This window comes from Colwellia sp. MB02u-6, assembly GCF_014077095.1.
In the GTDB taxonomy this organism is placed as follows: Bacteria; Pseudomonadota; Gammaproteobacteria; order Enterobacterales; family Alteromonadaceae; genus Cognaticolwellia.
Window position 1 is genome coordinate 54,272 of record NZ_JACGVG010000038.1, and the last position, 19,091, is coordinate 73,362.

The following is a 19,091-nucleotide window of genomic DNA, read 5'->3' on the forward strand; positions in this document are numbered from 1 at the left end:
ATAGCGTTTAAATCAATAGTGAGTTGTATACAGCTTACAGAATCTTTATGTAAGCTTGAGTGAAAGGTTAGATAAAAGCTTTCTAAATGAGGTTATTTAACACTTCAGGAGGTTTTTATATTTACTCAGGCTTTTTTATGCTTAATTAGGTTTCGTTTTTATATTTTTTGTTTCGTTTTGATTGATAGAATCATAATTAACTTTCGGTTTGAAATTTAATTTACGTTTAATACGGGAAAAGTGAAACTTGTTGTGTAATAATACAATCGTGGTAACGTTAATTAGGAGAGCCTCATGGTTCATGAAGAAGCAGTCAATGTAATAGAGCTTAGCGTCAACGCTATGGTAATGCCAAAAACTATTGAGCAGCAGTTAACTGACGCCAATGATGAAATTGCAGATCTAAAAATGAAAATTGTTTGGTTAAAGCGCTCTTACGAATAAAACAGTCATTATTTTATCAAGGCCAGTGTGATATTTCACACTGGCCTTTTTTATATGCTAGCGTAATGCTCAAATATGCTGTTTGAACGGTATTAAGCTGTTTTTGGACGTTCAGTTATAAGAAAAACTATGGGTTAAAGTTGAAAAAAAACGCTCAGTGACTTATTGGCAATTGAGCTATCGCTGGCCATATAAATGCTGTAAATGCCGCTTTACTGATAATATAACTGATCCAAATACATAGTGACGAAAGTATAATAACTAATCGCCTCTATTCCGTGTTTTATAGCAAGTAATAGTGGGGAAATCCTGACAAATGGCTTAGCATTTATTTGTTACAAGCAACGGCGTTAAAAGGAATGAGTTTGTCTTTAAAAATAACAGCACTAAGTCATGAAGTTACCGATGGTGATAATCATCGTTATTTGTTTACTGATTTATCATTATCTGTTGCTCCCGGTGAATGTGTAGCATTAATGGGTGAGAGTGGCAGTGGTAAAACCACTTTACTAAATTTAATTGCAGGATTAGAGCCTATTCAGCAAGGGAAAATTGCGATTGCCAATTTATCCTTATCTAACGCCTCAGATAAACAGTTAAGTCGCTTAAGAAAACAGTACATAGGTATTATTTTTCAGCAGTTTAATTTATTAAGCAGTTTGTCAGTACAAGACAATATTGAATTTAGCGCCAAGTTATCAGGTCGTTTTGATGAAAATCATGGCTTAACTTTGGCTAAAGAACTCGGCATATCGTCACTTCTTACTAAATTTCCTGCGACACTTTCCGGTGGCGAAATGCAACGCGTTGCGATTGCGCGGGCATTAAATGCAAAGCCTCAGCTGTTATTAGCAGATGAGCCAACAGGTAATCTTGACAAAACCAACAGTGAACATGTCGTTGAGCAATTAGTTAATTTAGCGAAATCTAAAAATACAGCCTTACTGATGGTAACCCATAGCCTTGATGTAGCCCGCAGTATGGATAAAATTTATCGTCTTGTTGACGGCACCTTAACCTTGTTTGAAGGCTAAGGTGATGGTTAGTTTTAACGTAAAAAAAGTACACTCTGAATTTTTCTTAGTGCTAAAAGCCCACATGGGCGAATACATTAATAAGCCTTTACTCAACCTTGGCTTTATTTTTAGTTTAGCAATAGCAACCAGCACCTTATTGAGTATTTTGGTGCTAAATGATGCAAGTGAGCAGCAGTATCAATCTGCCAATAGTCGTTTAGAGTCGCCTGTTGCTTTTCATATTGTCCCGGCGTCGGGGGAAACTATTTCAATAAGTGATTATGCTCAGTTAAGATCACAAGGCTTTTATCAACTCAATCCAACACATGTTTTCAATAAAATTTTAGCTAATGGCGAGAAAGTAGCTTTTCGAGCGATAGATATTTTGCCGTTAGTGCTTACCATGCCAGCAAGCTACACCAGTAAAGCTGTTAATATTAAAAAAGGCTATGCAGATTCGCTCGGTTTGACTATTAAAAATAGTGTGCCAGTGTCGTTAACGGTCAGCAACCATGACGCGATAGCAGTAAATATTAATAATGTTGCCGATTGGGGCAATGTTGCTTTGCTTGATATTGCACTGGCGTGGCAGCTATTCCCAGACATTAAAGGCTTTAGCCATTTGATGGTCAGCGAGATGTCAGTCAGCGAAATCTCACGACTTAAAGCGGCGTTACCTCCTTACCTGTCTATTCAAGAAACCTGGTCCATTACAGAACGTGAAGGTTTTGCTGACGCCTTACATCTTAATTTATCGGCATTAGCCATTTTGGGCTTTATTGTTAGCCTTTTTATTGCTTTTCAGGCAGCGAATCAAGCTTGGACTAAAAGGCGTGAGCTTGCCACACAATTGCGTTTGCTTGGTATTGAATTAAACACCATTATGAAAGTTATGCTGTGTGAGGCCTTATCGTTAACATTATTGGCGAGTGTGCTCGGTATGGCTATTGCTTTTGTTTTAGTGTCTTTTATATTGCCATTATTGGGTTTGACGCTAGAGCAACTTTATCAATTACAAGTCAGTGGGCAATTTCAATGGCAGTGGCAATATAGTTTATGGGCCTTTGCGATATCGTCAATTGCTGTTATGGCGGCGTTACTGAAACAATTTAGACTTATTGGCTCAGCAAAAATTGCCTTCTCTGCACGGCTATCCCAACAATATTTTAGTTTTAAAACCACAGCCATCGTCGCTGCTATTTTCTTGGTTTTATTTGTTTTGTGGCCCGATAATAACTGGCATCATTTGATGTTTAAATACGGTTTGCTATTACTCGCCAGTGTTGCAATATTGCCTAATTTATTGAGATTTTTTCTGCAAACATTAGCATTAATTAGCCGGCCTTTTCGCTTAAGGTTTATTTTTCAAGATGCCAGTCAGCAAGTGGGGAGACGTTATCTGCCCATTGCCGCTTTTTATTTAGCCTTAACCGCCAGTATTGCCGCCGCTTTAATGGTGAATAGTTTTCAAAGTGCCTTTGTGTCTTATTTAAATCAGTTACTTAATGCCGACTTGTTTGTGCGTTACAACGCAGAGCAAAAGCAGCCATTAAGCCAATGGTTGCAGCAACAAAACGGTGTTGAAGAATATGTTTTATTTGCCAGTACGGTGGCAAAGTACCAAGAAGATACTGTTGAGGTCCATCGTCTGAGCTCGAAAAAGCAGCAACAAAGCTTGTCACTGAAATTAGGTGGCCTGGTTGCCCTTAACAGTACAGAAAGAAGCTGTTATATCAATGAACAACTAGCCTACAAACGTTTGATTACAGTACAAGAGATCATTGAAATAAAACAAGGTCAACAAAGTCTATCTTGTCGTGTTCAAGCTATTTATTACGATTATGGCAATCAAGCTTTTGCCATTAAAATACCATCAAAACTCAACATTGATGAACTATCAGCGTGGCAAGAAACAGGCTTTGGACTGTTTTTAACCTTAGATGCCAATGTTATTAAACAAGCGCTTATTGATGATGTCGGCATAGACAGCAGCCAAATGTACCAACCTGAGCAAATCAAAAAACTGGCGTTAGCTGTATTTGAGCAAAGCTTTGCTTTAACACAAGCTATTGCTTTTGTATTACTTTCTATTGCTTGTTTAGGTTTGTTTTTATCAGCGAATAGTCTGGAGTTAGCCCGCAAACCCGACTTACATATTTTAAGCAGTTTAGGTTACAGCCAGTTTGAGCTTTTTAGCCATATGCTATGGCAATGGTTGCTGTTAGCTTTTGGTGCTATTTTGTTAAGTTGGCCTGTTGCTAGCGCCTTGGCAAATGCGCTGGTGAGCTTGATTTTACCAGCCTCTTTTGGTTGGTCAATGCCCTTGGTTTTTGAAATAGGGCCATTTGTGGTTAGTAGTGTACTCGGTATGTTGATGTTGATCCCCGCATTAGCCCTGCCATTATATAAACTTAACGTTAGAGCTAGTTTGTCATGATAAACCATCCGGTATTGGGTAAGATTTTTCTGCTAACACTGCTTAGTTTTTTTCTACTTGCGGCCTGTAGTGATGAAAAGCCAGCAAAGCGCTCAGCTTTGAAAGGGCTTAGTGATACGCTTGGCGATTTTGAGCAACCGAGTAAAGACCATGTTATTACATTTGAGCAAGCACAAGCTCCACATAAAAAATTCCAACAAGAATGGTGGTATTTAACTGCTAATTTAACCACAGAAAGTGGAGAGGAATTGGCCGCGCAGTGGACTTTATTTCGTCGAGGAGTAGAAGATAAACATTGGTACTTTGCTCATGCTGCATTAGCGGATGCAAACCAGCATCAATCAGCTTTTCGCAGCGGGCGCGAAGAGTTAGGTAACGTGGAAATTACAACACAACCTTTTAAGGCGGTAATTGATAATTGGCAGTGGCAATCAACGCAAGAGTTATTACCAGCTAAATTACGCTATGGTAATGTTATTATTGCTAATACTGAGCAACCGTTAGCGAGTTCATCAAAGCAACAGCCACTTGCGAATCAATTGACGGTTCAGCAGCCAATGAGTGATAAGGTAATTGTTGTAGAACCAACCGTTACAGGCTTAGCTGAGCAAACACAACGCTGGCAGGTAAATTTGAATTTAAGCCTTGATGAAGCGCTGATAGGACAAACACCGTATTTTCTACAAGGCGAAAACGGCTTTAGCCAAAAACATCATAGCTTAGCGATCGCCAGTTATTATTATTCACAACCTTTTATTAACGTGATTGGCGAAGTGTTTTGGCAAAATAAATGGCAAAAAGTAACGGGTAATGCCTGGTTTGATCGTGAGTGGGGTTCACAAATGTTGGCAGAAGATCAACAAGGTTGGGACTGGTTTTCACTGCGCTTAAATGAAAATACGGCGCTAATGGTTTATCGAATTCGTTCAGACATTAAAGATTACCTTTATGGCAGTATTATGCGGCGCGATGGCACAATTAAAACATTATCATCAAGCGATATCAGCTTGACTAGGATCAAAGCGTATACCAAGTCGCAATCATCAAATGACAGTTCACGTTATCCAGAACAGTTTTCAATTGTCATTACCCAGGACGATATCGATATTGAGGTTAGCGTAATTAACAATAAGCAAATTATGCGCTTTGGTATTGAGTATTTTGAAGGTATGGTGAAATTTTCTGGCAGTCATCAAGGCAGTGGCTTTTTAGAAATGACCGGCTATGTGAATTAAGTTGGTTTTTAAGTTAATGATAAATGTGTACCTTATTGTGTAAGTGTGTGGCTGGTTATGTAAATATGTTATTTATTGAGTGAGAATGTTATTTATTGTGTGAAAATGTTATTTATTGTGTAAAAATAGAAACGATTCAAAGTAATAGTGATAATTTTTAATTTTACTTATCGAGTATTTATAATGTTGAATATTATAAATTAGCGGATGACGTTGAGTTCCAAAATAGCATGGCTAATGCAACAGAATGTCCTGTTTTATGAAACAAAATAACTCCACCTATATTTTTGTTAATTATATCTATTACATTGAAAATATTTCAGTTTTTAAACGTTTAGGTGTTTTTTTTACTCGGTTTACAGTCATATTTTTGTAAAATACAGTATAAATGAGCACCTATGCGAAAAATTTCAGCCTAATATTTATGACTAAGGTCGTTGGTTTGCTCAAATTTAACTTTAGAGCGGCTGATGAGTAGTTTGAAAAATCGCTCTATATAGCAATTACACTTTTAATTTATATATTAAGCATTAAAGGAATAACGGATTTTGAATATCTTTAAGATAGTGGCTAATAAATTTTTTATATTTCCTGTGATATATTTTTGTTTCTTATCTGTAATTAATTCGGCATTCGCCAATGACCTGAATCTTACTTTGAATAGTATTCAACCATCACATAATTATACTTGTCCAGTGGACAAGGTGTTAAGTGATCAAGTTGAATGGTTTTTAACCAACTCGCCTAATCTATCGACTCAAGCACGCTCAAAATTACTCTGGCAAAAATCGACTGTTATTTTCTGTAAGTATGGGGTCAGTGACGATTATTTAAGATATTCAAAAGAAATAACACTTTTGCCCACTAGTGAAGTAAATAAGAATATTTTATCTTTCGCTATTTATGATTTAGCAAACTTTTATTATCGATATTCACCAACAAAAGCCTGCGATTTTTTGCATAAGAATCGGCCGTTGGTGACCAGTGCGTCACCAACGTTTTTAAAGTACTTAGATATGGCTGAGCTTGAGTATTGTGCTGAAATGACCGCAGTTGAGAAAATTAAAGCCTTTGTTAGGCTGCGGGAGTTAAATAAAGGCGATAACCCTTTTATAGCTAATATATACCTGAGCATAGCTCAAATATATTCATCTCTGGGGCAGTTTACGCTTGCCGCGAACGCATTTAAAAAACAGTTGTCTTATATCGAGGATGATTTCGATATACATTGGACTTATTATTCTATTGCGACTGAATTATTAGATGCAGGTGAAATTGAAGAAGGTAAGCGTTATTTTAGAAAATTTGAATCAGGAGCAGAGCTTTTCACAGAGACTGAAGATTACAAAGTTTTATTATTGATTTTGAAAATAAAAATTGCCTACATGGAAAAAAAGTTTGCTCTAATGTTAGTGCTTATTGATGAATTTGAGCCCTATCAAAGTAGGATTGAAAAGTCGCAATCAAATAATAAAATGCTGTTGTATAAAGCGATAGCCTGTGTAGAAAATAATCGAACTCAATGCGTTAATAGCTTTATCGCAAAGAAAGCAGCATTAATTAAGCAAACAAACCCATCAAGCCTAAGCTATCTGTATGAGTTTTTGACCAAATATTATATTACTCAAAATCAGGCTGAAGCATCACAAAAACACTTTGAAAGTTACATTAATATTAATCAGCAGTCTTTGATTGATCAACAAAGCTCGGCTTTTACTCTGGACATTGCCGAATTGCAACAAGATATAGTGACACTGGAACTTAGTTTAGTTTCAGCAAAATTAGAGCAATCAAAAATCACTTTAGCTCTATCCAGTTTATTAATATTTGTTTTACTCGCTATCGGCTTATTTATATGGCGTGAAAAAAACAAACAAAAAATATTGTTAGAAACTGATGAATTAACCCGTATTTACAATAGACGCGCTATTTTTGAACAAATAGCGAACCTAAAAAACACCAATAATAATGATATACACGCTATTATCCTTTTCGACCTAGATAACTTTAAAGCCATTAATGATAAATATTCACATGTTATTGGTGATAAAGCACTGAGACATATTGTCAAATTAACTAAAGGTAATATTCGACAGCAAGATTTATTTGGCAGAATTAGTGCTGAGGAATTTGTCGTTTGTTTAAAGGATTTAGAAAAAGTATCAGCGCAAATTATTGTTGAACGTATCCTCAGTAGTTTTGAAAACAATCCTATGTTATTAAATGACGCAAAAGAGATAAGGGTTACAGCAAGTTTTTCCATTACCTACATTAAAAAATCTATTACTGATTTTGAATCAATTTATCATAGCTTAGATAGTGCGCTTTCTAAAACAAAAGACCTAGGTCGAAATAGAGTTGTTGAAGTTTAATTGCTTAAGTACTTAAATACAGCCAACTAAAGGGCCTAATAATCGGCTCTAATAATTTACAGTTGGCTTTTTACGGTTAAAGCTTGCCAGCAATTAACTTAGACTGTCAATATGTTTTAAGATGGATTTTTTCAATCGATTGTTAATTATATTTTTTTTATTATGTTTGCCAACTCGCATCAGGCTGCCAGTTATTAATCCAGTTAGGAATGTCGCTAGCTGGCATCGGTTTGGCAATGCCATAACCTTGTGCTAAGTCGCAACCTAGTTGCAGTAGCGCAGTGCCATGTTCAATCGTTTCAACACCCTCGGCAATGACCGGACGTTTGAATGAGTTAGCTAACGCTATTACGCCTTCAACAATGGCAAAATCATCAAGATCAATTAACATGTCTTGGACAAAACTCTTATCTATCTTGATCAAGTCTGCGGGCAATCGTCTCAGGTAAGTTAAAGACGAGTAGCCGGTGCCAAAATCATCTAAGGCAAAGCTTACACCTAACGCGATACATTTATTCATGGTGGCTGAAACGTGATGTACGTCATCTAGAGCAATTGTTTCCAGCACTTCTAGCTCTAAATAACGTGGCGCTATATTGGGGTGGGCGGCCAGTAGTTTTGTTAATCTATGGCTGAAATCAGGCTGCTGCAATTGTAATGCAGCAATATTTACGCTTGTTTTTAGTGGGTGATTAAGGCCCATTTTTAGCCATGTGCTGATTTGTTTCAGCGCGGTATCTATAACCCATTCACCCATCTCAATACTCATGGGGTTATTCTCAATAAACGGCAAAAACTCAATAGGATTTAATAAGCCTAGTGTTGGGTGTTGCCAGCGAATAAGTGCTTCAACACCGGTCACTAAGCCTGTTCTCATATTAACTTTAGGCTGATAATGGAGCACAAATTGATGGTGGTCTAATGCGCGGCGAATGGCTTCAAGATTGTCTTGCTGTAATTTAATGGCGTCATCTTGAGCGGTATCAAATAAGTGATAACGATTCTTACCTGATTTTTTAGCGACATACATGGCTTGGTCGGCATGGCGAATTAGTTGGTCGGTATCAGCACTGTCTTGCGGGTAGATGGTAACGCCAATACTGGCTGAGACTTTTAATAAAATGTTATTAATGGTAATCGGCTTAGACGCAGCCAATAACAGCCGTTGTAATACCGGATCACAGTCTGCAACTTTGGATAAATCAGCTAATACCGCAATAAACTCATCACCGCCAAACCGAGCTAAAGTATCACCTTCACGTAACGCCTCTTTCATACGAAGTGAGAGGGCAATCAGTAGTTCATCACCCACTTTATGACCATGGGCATCATTGACATTCTTAAAGCTATCTAAATCTATAAATACCACCGCGAGTGACTGTTGATGACGGCTGCACTGTAGCATGGCTTGAGATAATCGGTCGGCAAGTAAAACACGATTGGGTAAATTAGTCAGTATGTCGTAATGAGCAATATGTTCTAGTTGATTTTGGTGTTCTTTTATTGGGGTAATATCAGAGAACAACGCCACGTAGTTACTTGTTTGGCCAGTAATATTTTTGACTGAACTCATGTTCAGCATTTCGCTGTACACTTGACCATTTTTACGTCGGCTCAATACTTCACCAGACCAAAAACCTTTTTCCAATAACAATCGCCAAATATTGTCATAAAACTCAGGTGCTTGTTGATCCGACTGAAGCATGCGTAGGTGCTGTCCAATAACGTCGTCACGACTATAGCCGGTTATCGTCGTAAAGGTATTATTAACGTCAATAATTGATCCCGTAGCATTGGTAATGAAAATACCTTCACAGGCGTTGGTAAAAACACTAGCGGCTAATTGCAGGCAAGCTTCAGCCTCTCTCTTACGTGCGGTATTATCGCTAGCAATTAATAGGTAGCCTATAATAATGTTTTGGGCATCACGCAATACCGTTACTGACACTTCTGCTGGAAACTGGCTGCCATCTTTGCGGATATAGGTCAGTTCATAAATATCTTCAATGCCATGATTCGCTTTGTAAACCAAAGCTTCAAAGCCAGCACTAATGTTAGTATTAAATTCAGTACTTAGGCCTTCAGCCCGTTCAATCAGCTCTTGTTGAACCGAAATATCGGCTGGTGTGATTTTATTCATCACCTCCGCAGCACTATAACCCAGCATATGCTCTGCACCGGCATTAAATAGCTGAATAACTCCTTTGGCATCGGTGGCGATACTGGAGAAATTTTTACTTTTAAAAATAGCGTTCTGTAAAACTTTGGCCTCCATGAGCGCTAATTCAGCTTTTTTACGCAAGGTATTATTGGTAGCAATTGATAGGTAGCCAATAATCACACCATGAGGATTGTGCAATGGTGTTACCGAGACCATTGCTGGCAAGTAGCTGCCATCTTTGCAAATATAGGTTAGTTCATAAATATCTTCAATACCGAGTCTAGCTTTGTAAACCATGGCCTCAAAACCTGCGTCAATGGGAGTTTTAAATTCGACACTGAGTGCTTGGGCTCGTGTAATGAGTTCTTTTTTATTAGAAAAATCGGCTGGTGTGAGTTTATTTATTACCTCTTTAGCCGTGTAGCCCAACATATGTTCGGCGCCAATATTAAATATTTGAATAACACCTTCAGCATCGGTGGCTATACTGGAGAAGTTGGCACTGTTGAAAATAGCGTTTTGTAAAGCCTCTATACTAATGAGTGCTGCTTTAGCTTGCTTGTTGTTATTATCATTTGATAGCATCATTTGACTCTTTCAGGATCAGTACTAAAGATTTTTATAGGTTAAAGCTGTTAATTTAATAATAGCAAACTATCAATTATTGGTGATCATATTTTAGTGTTAATGACAAGGTTGTTATTAATCACAAAGCTATTGCTAACTTAATGTTAATAAAATTATTTTAAAACAGTCAAAATGTATTGAGCAAAAGGATGATATAAAGTAGTGATTGATCATGATGGTAGGGTTGTTGGTAGGGCTGGCATTAACGTTATTGGATTTAACGCTAACAGTGCGTTCAAAATAGCTTGAAATGGCATGGTTTTATAGCTGTGGTGTACAAACTGTACCCTAATTTTCTCTGCTGTAAGTTGGAGCTTACGCTAGTGCTTTTTAGTGTTTGTAACCTAGTTAACTTCTCAAGACTGTATTGACTTATTTTTGCTGTGCAACGGACTAAATTATTTTTGTGATCGCTCTATTAAACGACGTTTTTCTATGGCTTTGGGGATGATATTATTGGCTAATTTTTTCTCCCAGCCTAGCATAAAATAAACTTCGGCCATCAAAAATAAAGGGCCAATAGCTAAACCCATCATATCATCTAAGAAAGCCGGTTTAGCTTTTTCAAAGATATGGCCAATAAATTGAATAATCCAACCCACAACAAACACTATAATGGCTAGCCATAATACGTTTTCCATATCGGCGACTAAACTAGCAAGGTATAGGTTTACAGCGACATAGATCAACATGCCAATGGCTAATTTTATATGTAATGCAAAGTAGTACAGCATAGTAATAGTGAATAGTATTATTGCGGGTGTGTAGGTAACTGTTTGTTCTGCTAGCACAAGGGTAAAAGTATTTAAACTTAACAAGACGGTAATCGCCCAAACAATCAGTGGCACGCCAATAAAGTGAGTGTGGATATTACGTTTATTCAAGTGCACACTTTTATAATTTGATAATTGTTCTTCGACTGTTTTCATCACAGTTCCGCATTTTTATTTTATAAAATATCATGGCAAGTTATCGCTCAAAAGTAAAGTGAGCAGGTAAGGGGGTGTGGCAAGATTTATTGTTTTTAACCAAGTATTTGATAAATAAGATAAGCTTATAACGCGCTTAATTAATGTATTCTAATTGCCTTATTGCAGTTATGTTGCCTTACTCATACAATAAAGATATTTTTTACTGAAAAGTTAATATTATGTCCTCAGATACATTAGGCTCTAGCCTTAATTATAAACGCGAAGAGCAAGGTTATCGCGACCGAGCATTGAAATTATACCCTTGGGTTTGTGGACGCTGTGCGCGCGCGTTTGAATATTCAAATCTCAGAGAGTTGACGGTGCACCATGTCGACCATGATCACACAAACAACCCAAATGACGGTACTAATTGGGAGTTACTCTGTATTTACTGCCATGATAATGAGCATGCAAAATATACCGATCATGCAAAGTATCAGACAGAAATTAAAGCGGGTGATACTAATCAAGACACCGCAACCTATAACCCGTTTGCAAATTTAAAGTCGATGTTAAAAAAATAACTGATTAATTAACGTGCAATAGCAATTTAATGGCTTTGGTAAAATGCTATTTATAAAAGGAGTTTAAGGTGGCAGGTTCGAGTTTATTAACCTTACTTGATGATATTGCAACGGTACTCGATGACGTGGCTATTTTATCAAAAGTCGCGGTAAAAAAAACCGCAGGTGTTCTCGGCGATGACTTGGCACTGAATGCCGAACAAGTTTCCGGTGTTAAGGCTGATAGAGAGTTACCTGTGGTTTGGGCTGTTGCCAAAGGCTCGTTGCTCAATAAATTGATTTTAGTGCCTTCTGCTTTGTTCATTAGTGCTTTTTTACCACCACTGATCACTGTGTTACTAGTCATTGGGGGCTTATTTCTTTGCTTTGAAGGTTTTGAAAAGCTTTCCCATAAATTTCTTTACAGTAAAAAAGCCTTGGCAGATGAACAGCAAGCACTAGTTAACGCCGTTAACGATGAAAATATTGACATAGCGGCTTTTGAAAAAGAAAAAATAAAAGGCGCTATTCGCACTGATTTTATTCTTTCAGCAGAAATTGTGGTTATTGCTTTAGGCACAGTACAAGAAGCGGCGTTTCAAACACAAGTGCTGGTTGTTTCAACATTAGCTATAGCCATTACCGTTGGGGTTTATGGGCTGGTTGCTGGTATTGTCAAATTAGATGACTTAGGTCTTTATCTGCTGAAAAACTCGGTGTCAGGACACTTTAAGGCTTTGCAAAGCACTATGGGTCGCTGTTTATTGATGTTTGCGCCATTTTTAATGAAGCTATTAACTGTGGTAGGTACCATTGCGATGTTTTTGGTTGGTGGCGGTATTATTGTTCATAGTTTTTCATGGCTTGGTCGTCAATTTCATTACCTTGAACTTTGGGTAGGACAATATTTTGGTAGTTTATCTGAAAGTATTTTATCGATTTTACTTAATGGCATCACAGGTATTATCGCCGGTGGTATAGTATTGGCACTGGTTAGCTTAATATCACGGTTGAAAAGTAGGCGATTAAACATAGAGTAGAGCTAAGTTTATCTTAATTTAATACAGACTTTTCAATTGCATAGCGTAAATATGACAAAATATTTAATTTTAGCTATTGTATTTTGTCACTTTCGCCCTGAATATATAATTGAAGACAACCAATAAGGTAGCAATATGAAAATAATTATTTCCGGACATCACGTTGAAATTACCGACGGTATTAACCAAGCAGTTGAAAACAAATTTGCCAAAGTTGCTAAACATTTCCCAAGCTTAATGACCTTAGAGGTCATTATCACCGTAGAGCCCAATCAACAAAAATTAGAAGTTTCTACCACTTATGAAGGCGCTACTGTCTCAGTTAACGCAGTTGACAAAGAATTGTATGCCGCGATAGCAAGTGCAGCGAGTAAACTTGAAGCTGCTTTAGCACATCGTAAAGGTGTACTATCTGCTAAGCAAAAAAAGAAGTTTGAAGTAGAGCAGTCAAACGCTTTTGAAAGTCCCTAAATCAATTCAGTTAGTATTAACTAAAACTAAAACTAAAACTTAAAAACCAAAGGCCGTTATTAAACGGCCTTTTTTATATTCAGGCCTCTTTCAAACATATCTTCTTTTGACTATGAGTGCGCTTGATGATATTGCTCAATTCTTACCCCTAGTGAATTAAAGCCATCTAATTATACCTACATCAGATGAAATAATGCCAAGACACCCCCTAGTTTGCCCGCTTGTGAATGTTGCGAAAAAGTACACTTGAATCGACTAAGATATAAAATTTAGGTACCCTTGAGGTTATTTACCTAACAATTAGATGAAGTATGGCTATTACTTAAATGTTTACGTAAAATAGTAATATTGGCTTTATATGACAAAAATTTACTATAAAGTGTACTTTTATCTCCTCCAAGGAATTTCATGAAAAAAACATTCGAGTTAACTCACCCTAAAATTAAAGTCGCTAGAATGGTTGAGTCAGCGAAACACGAAGCTAAAAAATATTTAAAACGTGAGCGCAATAAAAATTTACCTGAAGGTGCTGATTATTGGGATTTTGATTGTAAAATTGGTAAGTCAGAGCAAACAGCTGACGTTATTCATGTGACAGCGATTAGCCAAGAAATTGATACGCTTGTAGCGGCAGAGTTAAGTGCATTTTATCTTGAAATATTGGTTAAACCAGCGGTTCGTACTTTTGAAGAAAAATAGCTACTAGCGATATTGATAGGGCCTTAAAGGTTATTATTGACCTTGATATGACCTAAAGTAAACGCTTTAGGTCAAGTTTAATTAAGCTAAATGCTAGCGGTGATTTCATCTCAACTAATAGCCAATTAAGCCATTAATATGTGCGACCGCACTTCTGCCTAAAGCGTTCAGAGCATATCCTCCTTCAAGTACTGAGACAATTCGCCCTTGAGCATATTTATCAGCAAGCGTTTTAAGTTGGTCAGTTACCCAACGATAATCTTCATCAACTAAACTCACTTGTGACATATCATCTTCGATATGCGCGTCAAACCCGGCAGAAATAAATATTATTTCTGGTTTAAACTTATTCAATGCCGGCAGCCAAGTATCAAGAATAGCTTGTCGGAAATCAGTACTTTTTGCTGTCGCAGCTAATGGTGTGTTAATGATGGGTGGCGTAGTACTTTCTTTAATTTCAAATGGATAAAATGGGTATTGATAAGTAGAACAAAATAAATAACCTTTTTTATTTTTTATAATATCTTCTGTACCATTGCCATGATGAACGTCAAAATCAACAATAGCAACACGCTTTAATTTATATTGCTCTTTGGCGTAAGCGGCGGCAATAGCGACATTGTTAAAAAAACAAAAACCCATACCTTTATTATATTCAGCATGATGGCCGGGTGGTCTAGTCGCACAAAATGCTGATGAAATTTCTTTTGACATCACTAAGTCTACTGCGTCTTTGGCAGCACCTGCAGAAAGTAAGGCGGCATTAAGCGTATCTGGCGTCATAATGGTATCGTCATCAACATGATAAGTGCCTTCACTCGGGGCATTGGCAAAAATTGATTCGATATAGTTTTTGTCATGTGCTAAATAAAGTAGTTCTTTATCAATAGGTTTTGCGTTGAATTGTCGAATAACATAATCCAAACCACTACGAATAAGCTGATCCTGAATAGCAGCCATACGTTCTGGCGCCTCAGGGTGATGCTCACCCATATCATGGGTCAAGCAATGGTGGTGACTAATTATGCCGACTGTCATATCTACATTCCTTTATCTCTGAGTTATTAAGTTAGTTATAACTTATTTATAACTTATTTATAACTTAATGGTAGGTTAGTTGTTTAAATGTTCTGTTGTGTACTTATACCAAGTTGATTAATTATAGTGTGTAAGCCAAGCTTACTTCGTCATAATCTTGAGAAGGTGCTCTTAAAAAACCTGCATTTTCAAATACTTTTAACATAGGAGCATTGTCTCGTCGCACACAAGCTATCAATTGCGTTAAACCACGCATTTTAGCGATAGCGATTAATTCACTCAGTAGTGCTTTTGCCATACCTTTGCCACGTTTACTCTCTTTAATAACAAAAGCAACTTCAGCACTATTACTTGCTTCAAGGTAATAATAGCGAGCAACACCTTGTATAGATTCACCTAAATCATCTCGTTCAGTTAAACACAAGGCTAAATCAACCTGTTGGTTGACACTGACGAGATCACAAGACTTCTCTCTGGTCATTTGTGTCATATGATGGTTGTATCGCATCATTAATGTTTCTTGGTTATGAGAATAAAAAAACTCTTGTAGTTTACGTTCGTCTGAAGGCGATAAGGGTCTAAGGAAGTATTCAGCATCAGCAAAAGTGAAACGTTTGATCTCAACTTTACCCAGTTCAGGTACTGATGTTGGCGTGTTTTCTTGGTATTCAGGGACCCAATAATGTTTTCGCACATCTTTAAGCAGTTGAGCACGAAATTTAGGGTGGGCAATACGAATTAATTCTAATGCGCGTTCGCGAATACTTTTACCTTGCAGCGAAGCTATACCATACTCAGTGACTACATAAGCCACATGACCCCGTGAGGTTACTACGCCACCACCTTCGGTAATGTGTGCAACGATACGAGATATTTTACCATCTTTGGTCGTTGATGGCAGCGCAATAATGGGTTTACCGCCTTTGCTTAGTGAAGCGCCACGAATAAAGTCAACTTGGCCACCAATACCACTATAAAAATAATAGCCGATAGAGTCAGAAACCACTTGCCCAGTTAAGTCAACTTCGATGGCGCTATTGATAGAAACCATGTTGTCGTTACGGGCAATGTTTACTGGTGAATTAATGTGTTCGCTCGGGTAGAACTCTACATGGGGATTACCATCAACAAACTTATATAAGCGGCGAGTGCCGATACAATAACTGATGACGGTTTTTCCTTTATGAAAGGTTTTTTTGCGATTGTTGATAACACCGGAAAGCATTAAGTCGATAATACCGTCAGATATTAATTCACTGTGCACACCTAAATCTTTATGGTTGGCTAAGTAACGCAAAACAGCTGATGGAATTTTACCAATACCAATTTGGATAGTAGCGCCGTTTTCTACTAACATAGCCACGTATTGACCTACTTGTTCTGTGACCTGATCAATTTCAGGCTCAGGCAATTCGGGTAAATATTGTTCAACGGTGATGTGGGCATCAATTTGACTCATATGGACAAAACTATGACCATTAGTGCGTGGCATTTTAAGGTTAATTTGTGCGATAACCACTTTAGCTTTTTTAATGGCTGCTGGCACAATATCAACCGTGACCCCGAGCGAACAATAACCGTATTCATCGGGTGGACCGACCATGATTAAGGCGACGTCTAAGGGTAAAATATTTTCATTAAATAGCCTTGGAATTTCAGATAAAAATGTCGGAGTATAATCAGCGCGTCCTTCATTAATTGCTGTGCGAATTTTTTCGCCACCAATAAAAAATGCGTTGACCTTAAATAGGTCTTGGTGCTTTTTATCAGCCCAAACGTTGTCTGAAAGTGTTAAAATATGAACAACTTCAATATCATGTAAACCAGCGCTATTGGCAATAAGGTTATCAATTAAGGCATTAGGAACTGCGGCATTAGAGCCAATAAAAACTCGATTGCCAGATTTGAGGTATTTAGACCAGTCTATAGAAGATTGGCGCTGTTTGCGTATCAGCATAATTGTTTCTGAATTCTCTTTGTTTGGGCAAGGTACAATTAATTTATCACAGAATGTCAACTACATCTGTTTAATAGCAAATTTATGGATTAGCGAGTCTACTTTATACCTAGGTAATACCGCAAAATACAAGGTTTTTATTCAATAACAGCTTGTTCTACTGATTAAGTAAAGGTGAAATAAAGTCCAAGAATTTTTTCTTATAGCCCGTATAAATGATCAAATAATTAGTCAGCTTCGTATAATTTCGCGTTAAAGGTTAAGTTATTAGTTGATCCGAGTCAAAGTCTCTGCATTATTAGACTAAATAACCAGCCAAATAATAGGGTAAAACATCTAACTTTTACAAATTCAGTAGTTAGTAGTCATTATTTATTGTGCATCTTGATGTTGAGTGACTATAGATACTGATATAACACTTGTGAACGATTTAACCTTTAACACCATAAATTAATATTTGTTAGTGTTAGGTTACTCTTACAGAGACGAGTAATGTGGATAGTGTTTTATTGAAAAACTTTTAATGATGTTCTTGCTTTTGAGAAAATCAGACGTTGTTTGAGCATAGTAAATTTAGTTTATCTTAGCGGGGGTTTATGTCGGTATTAGCACAAGTACGTTTAATTAAATTTTTTATTTTGATAGGAATTATGCTACTTATTGTAGGATATTACTTACTTTTATATGTAGATCTACCAACAAAAATGGGTGTTACTGGTATTATTATTTGTGCCTGCTGTATTGCCTTTGGTTTACTTTTTTCATTACCGACAAAACTGTATTTAACTACGTTATTACTGGCCCGTGAACGGGGTCAACAGCAGAAATTAACGGCAAATAAAAAAATAGAGAAGTAGTTTATATTTTAACTATAAAAAAGCCCAATATTATTGGGCTTATAATAATTTAATTTCAGTAAGCTGAACTCAAAGTAAGCACTAACCAAAAATGTTACGCATTAAGGTGATCGCTTGATCAACGGTTTTACCATCTTTAACGCTGTTCACTATGGTGCTACGCATATTGAGAATAAAGTCAGGAATATCATCTGATTCAAAAGCTTTATCTACAATAGCTTCGGCTGACGCTTTACTACGTTTTACCGCTTTAGCGACACCAACTTTAATTTTCTTAGGCTTATCACGCATACGAATATAGTTAGAGTTTTGAGCCAACGAATTGTCAGCAAACAAAAACAAATCAATTAATATGGCTCGATTTTGCCAAAGCTGAAGTTCAACTTCATCACTAGGCATTTCACTGCGCCACCATTGCGTGTTTCTAATGGCTTCGATCATCTCATGCCAATAATCATCAAAGCTTTGGTTGTTGAGTTTTACTAAGCCTAAGCCTTGCGAGAGGGTATCTATTTTACCACTGTTTAGGGCAATAAATTGGTCTGGGCGACGCATAGCCAATAAACGAGTTGCTACACTTAAGGGCGCTTTCTCTTCATTAGTATGGCTGGCAAATATCGCTTTGTAGGCATTAACAAAGTTTTGATAGTCTATTAAGCTTACGTCACCGTCTAACGGAATATGATCAAGCGCTTGATCAAAATCTTTTGGGTGAGACTTTAATAACTGGTGAAAGGTTTTTGCTCCGCGTGTGCCGGCAAACCATTCAACATCAAAGTCATAAACACTAATATCATGCTGAGCGCTATGCTTGCCTGCAAAAACTAATCGGTCTTCATCAATCATTTCAGCTAATTTATTACAGCGTATTGTCGCAATATAATTTAAGAGTTTAAGTCTTTCCGGTAAGGCTTGTAATCCTGAGTTTTCTTGTACAAAACTAGTAAATATTGGCCATGGGATAATACGGGCCATTTTTAATTGGCAAGCACTAACACCGTTTGACATAGTGTCTTGTAGTTTTTTTAAGGGTTTTTGTTGACTAGGTTCTAATAAATCTTGGTTGATGTCGTGTAAGCAAATTCGGTATAACTCTCTGCACCAGTTAAGAAAATTATCTGGATGACTCTCTACTTTTACTGCCATTAAATTAAGGCTGAGATCGGCGACTAAAGACAAGGCATTTTGGTAAATTGTTTGTTCGGTAGCGCTAAGCGACATGGCATTTGGCGAGGTAAGTAATTTTCTCATGAAACAGGGGTT

Annotated in this window: 15 protein-coding genes; 10 read left to right on the plus strand and 5 right to left on the minus strand. The window is 37.1% G+C overall.

Features of this window, described 5'->3' with window-relative positions:
• Positions 1 to 294: 294 nt before the first annotated feature.
• From H4J46_RS15210 to H4J46_RS15230, 5 genes are all read left to right on the plus strand, one after another.
• On the plus strand, positions 295 to 444 hold the full coding sequence (locus H4J46_RS15210; RefSeq protein ID WP_182234899.1) for a hypothetical protein: 150 nt from the start codon (positions 295 to 297) through the stop codon (positions 442 to 444).
• 359 nt (positions 445 to 803) lie between these two features.
• A complete protein-coding gene (locus H4J46_RS15215) occupies positions 804 to 1,478 on the plus strand; it encodes an ABC transporter ATP-binding protein (protein WP_310650253.1) in 675 nt (224 codons plus the stop codon).
• A 4-nt stretch (positions 1,479 to 1,482) separates the two neighbouring features.
• The gene (locus H4J46_RS15220) at positions 1,483 to 3,897 is read left to right on the plus strand and encodes an FtsX-like permease family protein (protein WP_182234344.1); all 2,415 of its coding nucleotides are present in this window, start codon (positions 1,483 to 1,485) and stop codon (positions 3,895 to 3,897) included.
• On the plus strand, positions 3,894 to 5,132 hold the full coding sequence (locus H4J46_RS15225; RefSeq protein ID WP_182234346.1) for a lipocalin-like domain-containing protein: 1,239 nt from the start codon (positions 3,894 to 3,896) through the stop codon (positions 5,130 to 5,132). The genes H4J46_RS15220 and H4J46_RS15225 overlap by 4 nt, the downstream gene beginning before the upstream one ends.
• A gap of 656 nt (positions 5,133 to 5,788) precedes the next feature.
• Positions 5,789 to 7,504: a diguanylate cyclase gene (locus H4J46_RS15230; protein WP_182234348.1), complete on the plus strand. Its 1,716-nt coding sequence runs from the start codon at positions 5,789 to 5,791 to the stop codon at positions 7,502 to 7,504.
• 160 nt (positions 7,505 to 7,664) lie between these two features.
• Here H4J46_RS15230 and H4J46_RS15235 read toward each other — a convergent pair whose 3' ends face one another.
• Both H4J46_RS15235 and H4J46_RS15240 read right to left on the minus strand, forming a co-directional pair.
• Positions 7,665 to 10,253, minus strand: coding sequence for a bifunctional diguanylate cyclase/phosphodiesterase (locus tag H4J46_RS15235; RefSeq protein ID WP_182234350.1), 2,589 nt, complete (start codon positions 10,251 to 10,253; stop codon positions 7,665 to 7,667).
• A 437-nt stretch (positions 10,254 to 10,690) separates the two neighbouring features.
• Complete coding sequence (locus H4J46_RS15240; RefSeq protein ID WP_182234352.1) at positions 10,691 to 11,221, minus strand: DUF962 domain-containing protein; 531 nt, start codon at positions 11,219 to 11,221, stop codon at positions 10,691 to 10,693.
• Positions 11,222 to 11,442: 221 nt separating this feature from the next.
• On the opposite strand from H4J46_RS15240, the gene H4J46_RS15245 reads away from it, so the two are divergent.
• The 4 genes from H4J46_RS15245 (at position 11,443) to H4J46_RS15260 (ending at position 13,976) form a co-directional block, all read left to right on the plus strand.
• Entirely contained in the window at positions 11,443 to 11,787 is a 345-nt protein-coding gene (locus H4J46_RS15245) for a YajD family HNH nuclease (RefSeq protein WP_182137552.1), read from the plus strand.
• 68 nt (positions 11,788 to 11,855) lie between these two features.
• Positions 11,856 to 12,806: a DUF808 domain-containing protein gene (locus H4J46_RS15250; protein WP_182234354.1), complete on the plus strand. Its 951-nt coding sequence runs from the start codon at positions 11,856 to 11,858 to the stop codon at positions 12,804 to 12,806.
• 135 nt (positions 12,807 to 12,941) lie between these two features.
• A complete protein-coding gene (gene hpf / locus H4J46_RS15255; protein ID WP_182234356.1) occupies positions 12,942 to 13,277 on the plus strand; it encodes a ribosome hibernation-promoting factor, HPF/YfiA family in 336 nt (111 codons plus the stop codon).
• 408 nt (positions 13,278 to 13,685) lie between these two features.
• Positions 13,686 to 13,976 (plus strand): DUF6172 family protein, encoded by a 291-nt coding sequence (locus tag H4J46_RS15260; protein ID WP_182234358.1) that lies wholly within the window; start codon positions 13,686 to 13,688, stop codon positions 13,974 to 13,976.
• A 114-nt stretch (positions 13,977 to 14,090) separates the two neighbouring features.
• Here H4J46_RS15260 and H4J46_RS15265 read toward each other — a convergent pair whose 3' ends face one another.
• Both H4J46_RS15265 and H4J46_RS15270 read right to left on the minus strand, forming a co-directional pair.
• Positions 14,091 to 15,014 carry a histone deacetylase family protein gene (locus tag H4J46_RS15265; protein WP_182234360.1) on the minus strand — a complete coding sequence of 308 codons (924 nt, stop codon included), beginning with the start codon at positions 15,012 to 15,014 and terminating at the stop codon, positions 14,091 to 14,093.
• Between the two features lie 121 nt (positions 15,015 to 15,135).
• Positions 15,136 to 16,971 carry a GNAT family N-acetyltransferase gene (locus tag H4J46_RS15270; protein WP_182234362.1) on the minus strand — a complete coding sequence of 612 codons (1,836 nt, stop codon included), beginning with the start codon at positions 16,969 to 16,971 and terminating at the stop codon, positions 15,136 to 15,138.
• Between the two features lie 596 nt (positions 16,972 to 17,567).
• Between H4J46_RS15270 and H4J46_RS15275 the strand changes: the two genes are divergently transcribed.
• Complete coding sequence (locus tag H4J46_RS15275) at positions 17,568 to 17,828, plus strand: hypothetical protein (protein WP_182234364.1); 261 nt, start codon at positions 17,568 to 17,570, stop codon at positions 17,826 to 17,828.
• 81 nt (positions 17,829 to 17,909) lie between these two features.
• Here H4J46_RS15275 and H4J46_RS15280 read toward each other — a convergent pair whose 3' ends face one another.
• Positions 17,910 to 19,079, minus strand: a complete 1,170-nt coding sequence (locus H4J46_RS15280) for a hypothetical protein (protein WP_182234366.1) — start codon at positions 19,077 to 19,079, stop codon at positions 17,910 to 17,912.
• Positions 19,080 to 19,091 lie beyond the last annotated feature (12 nt).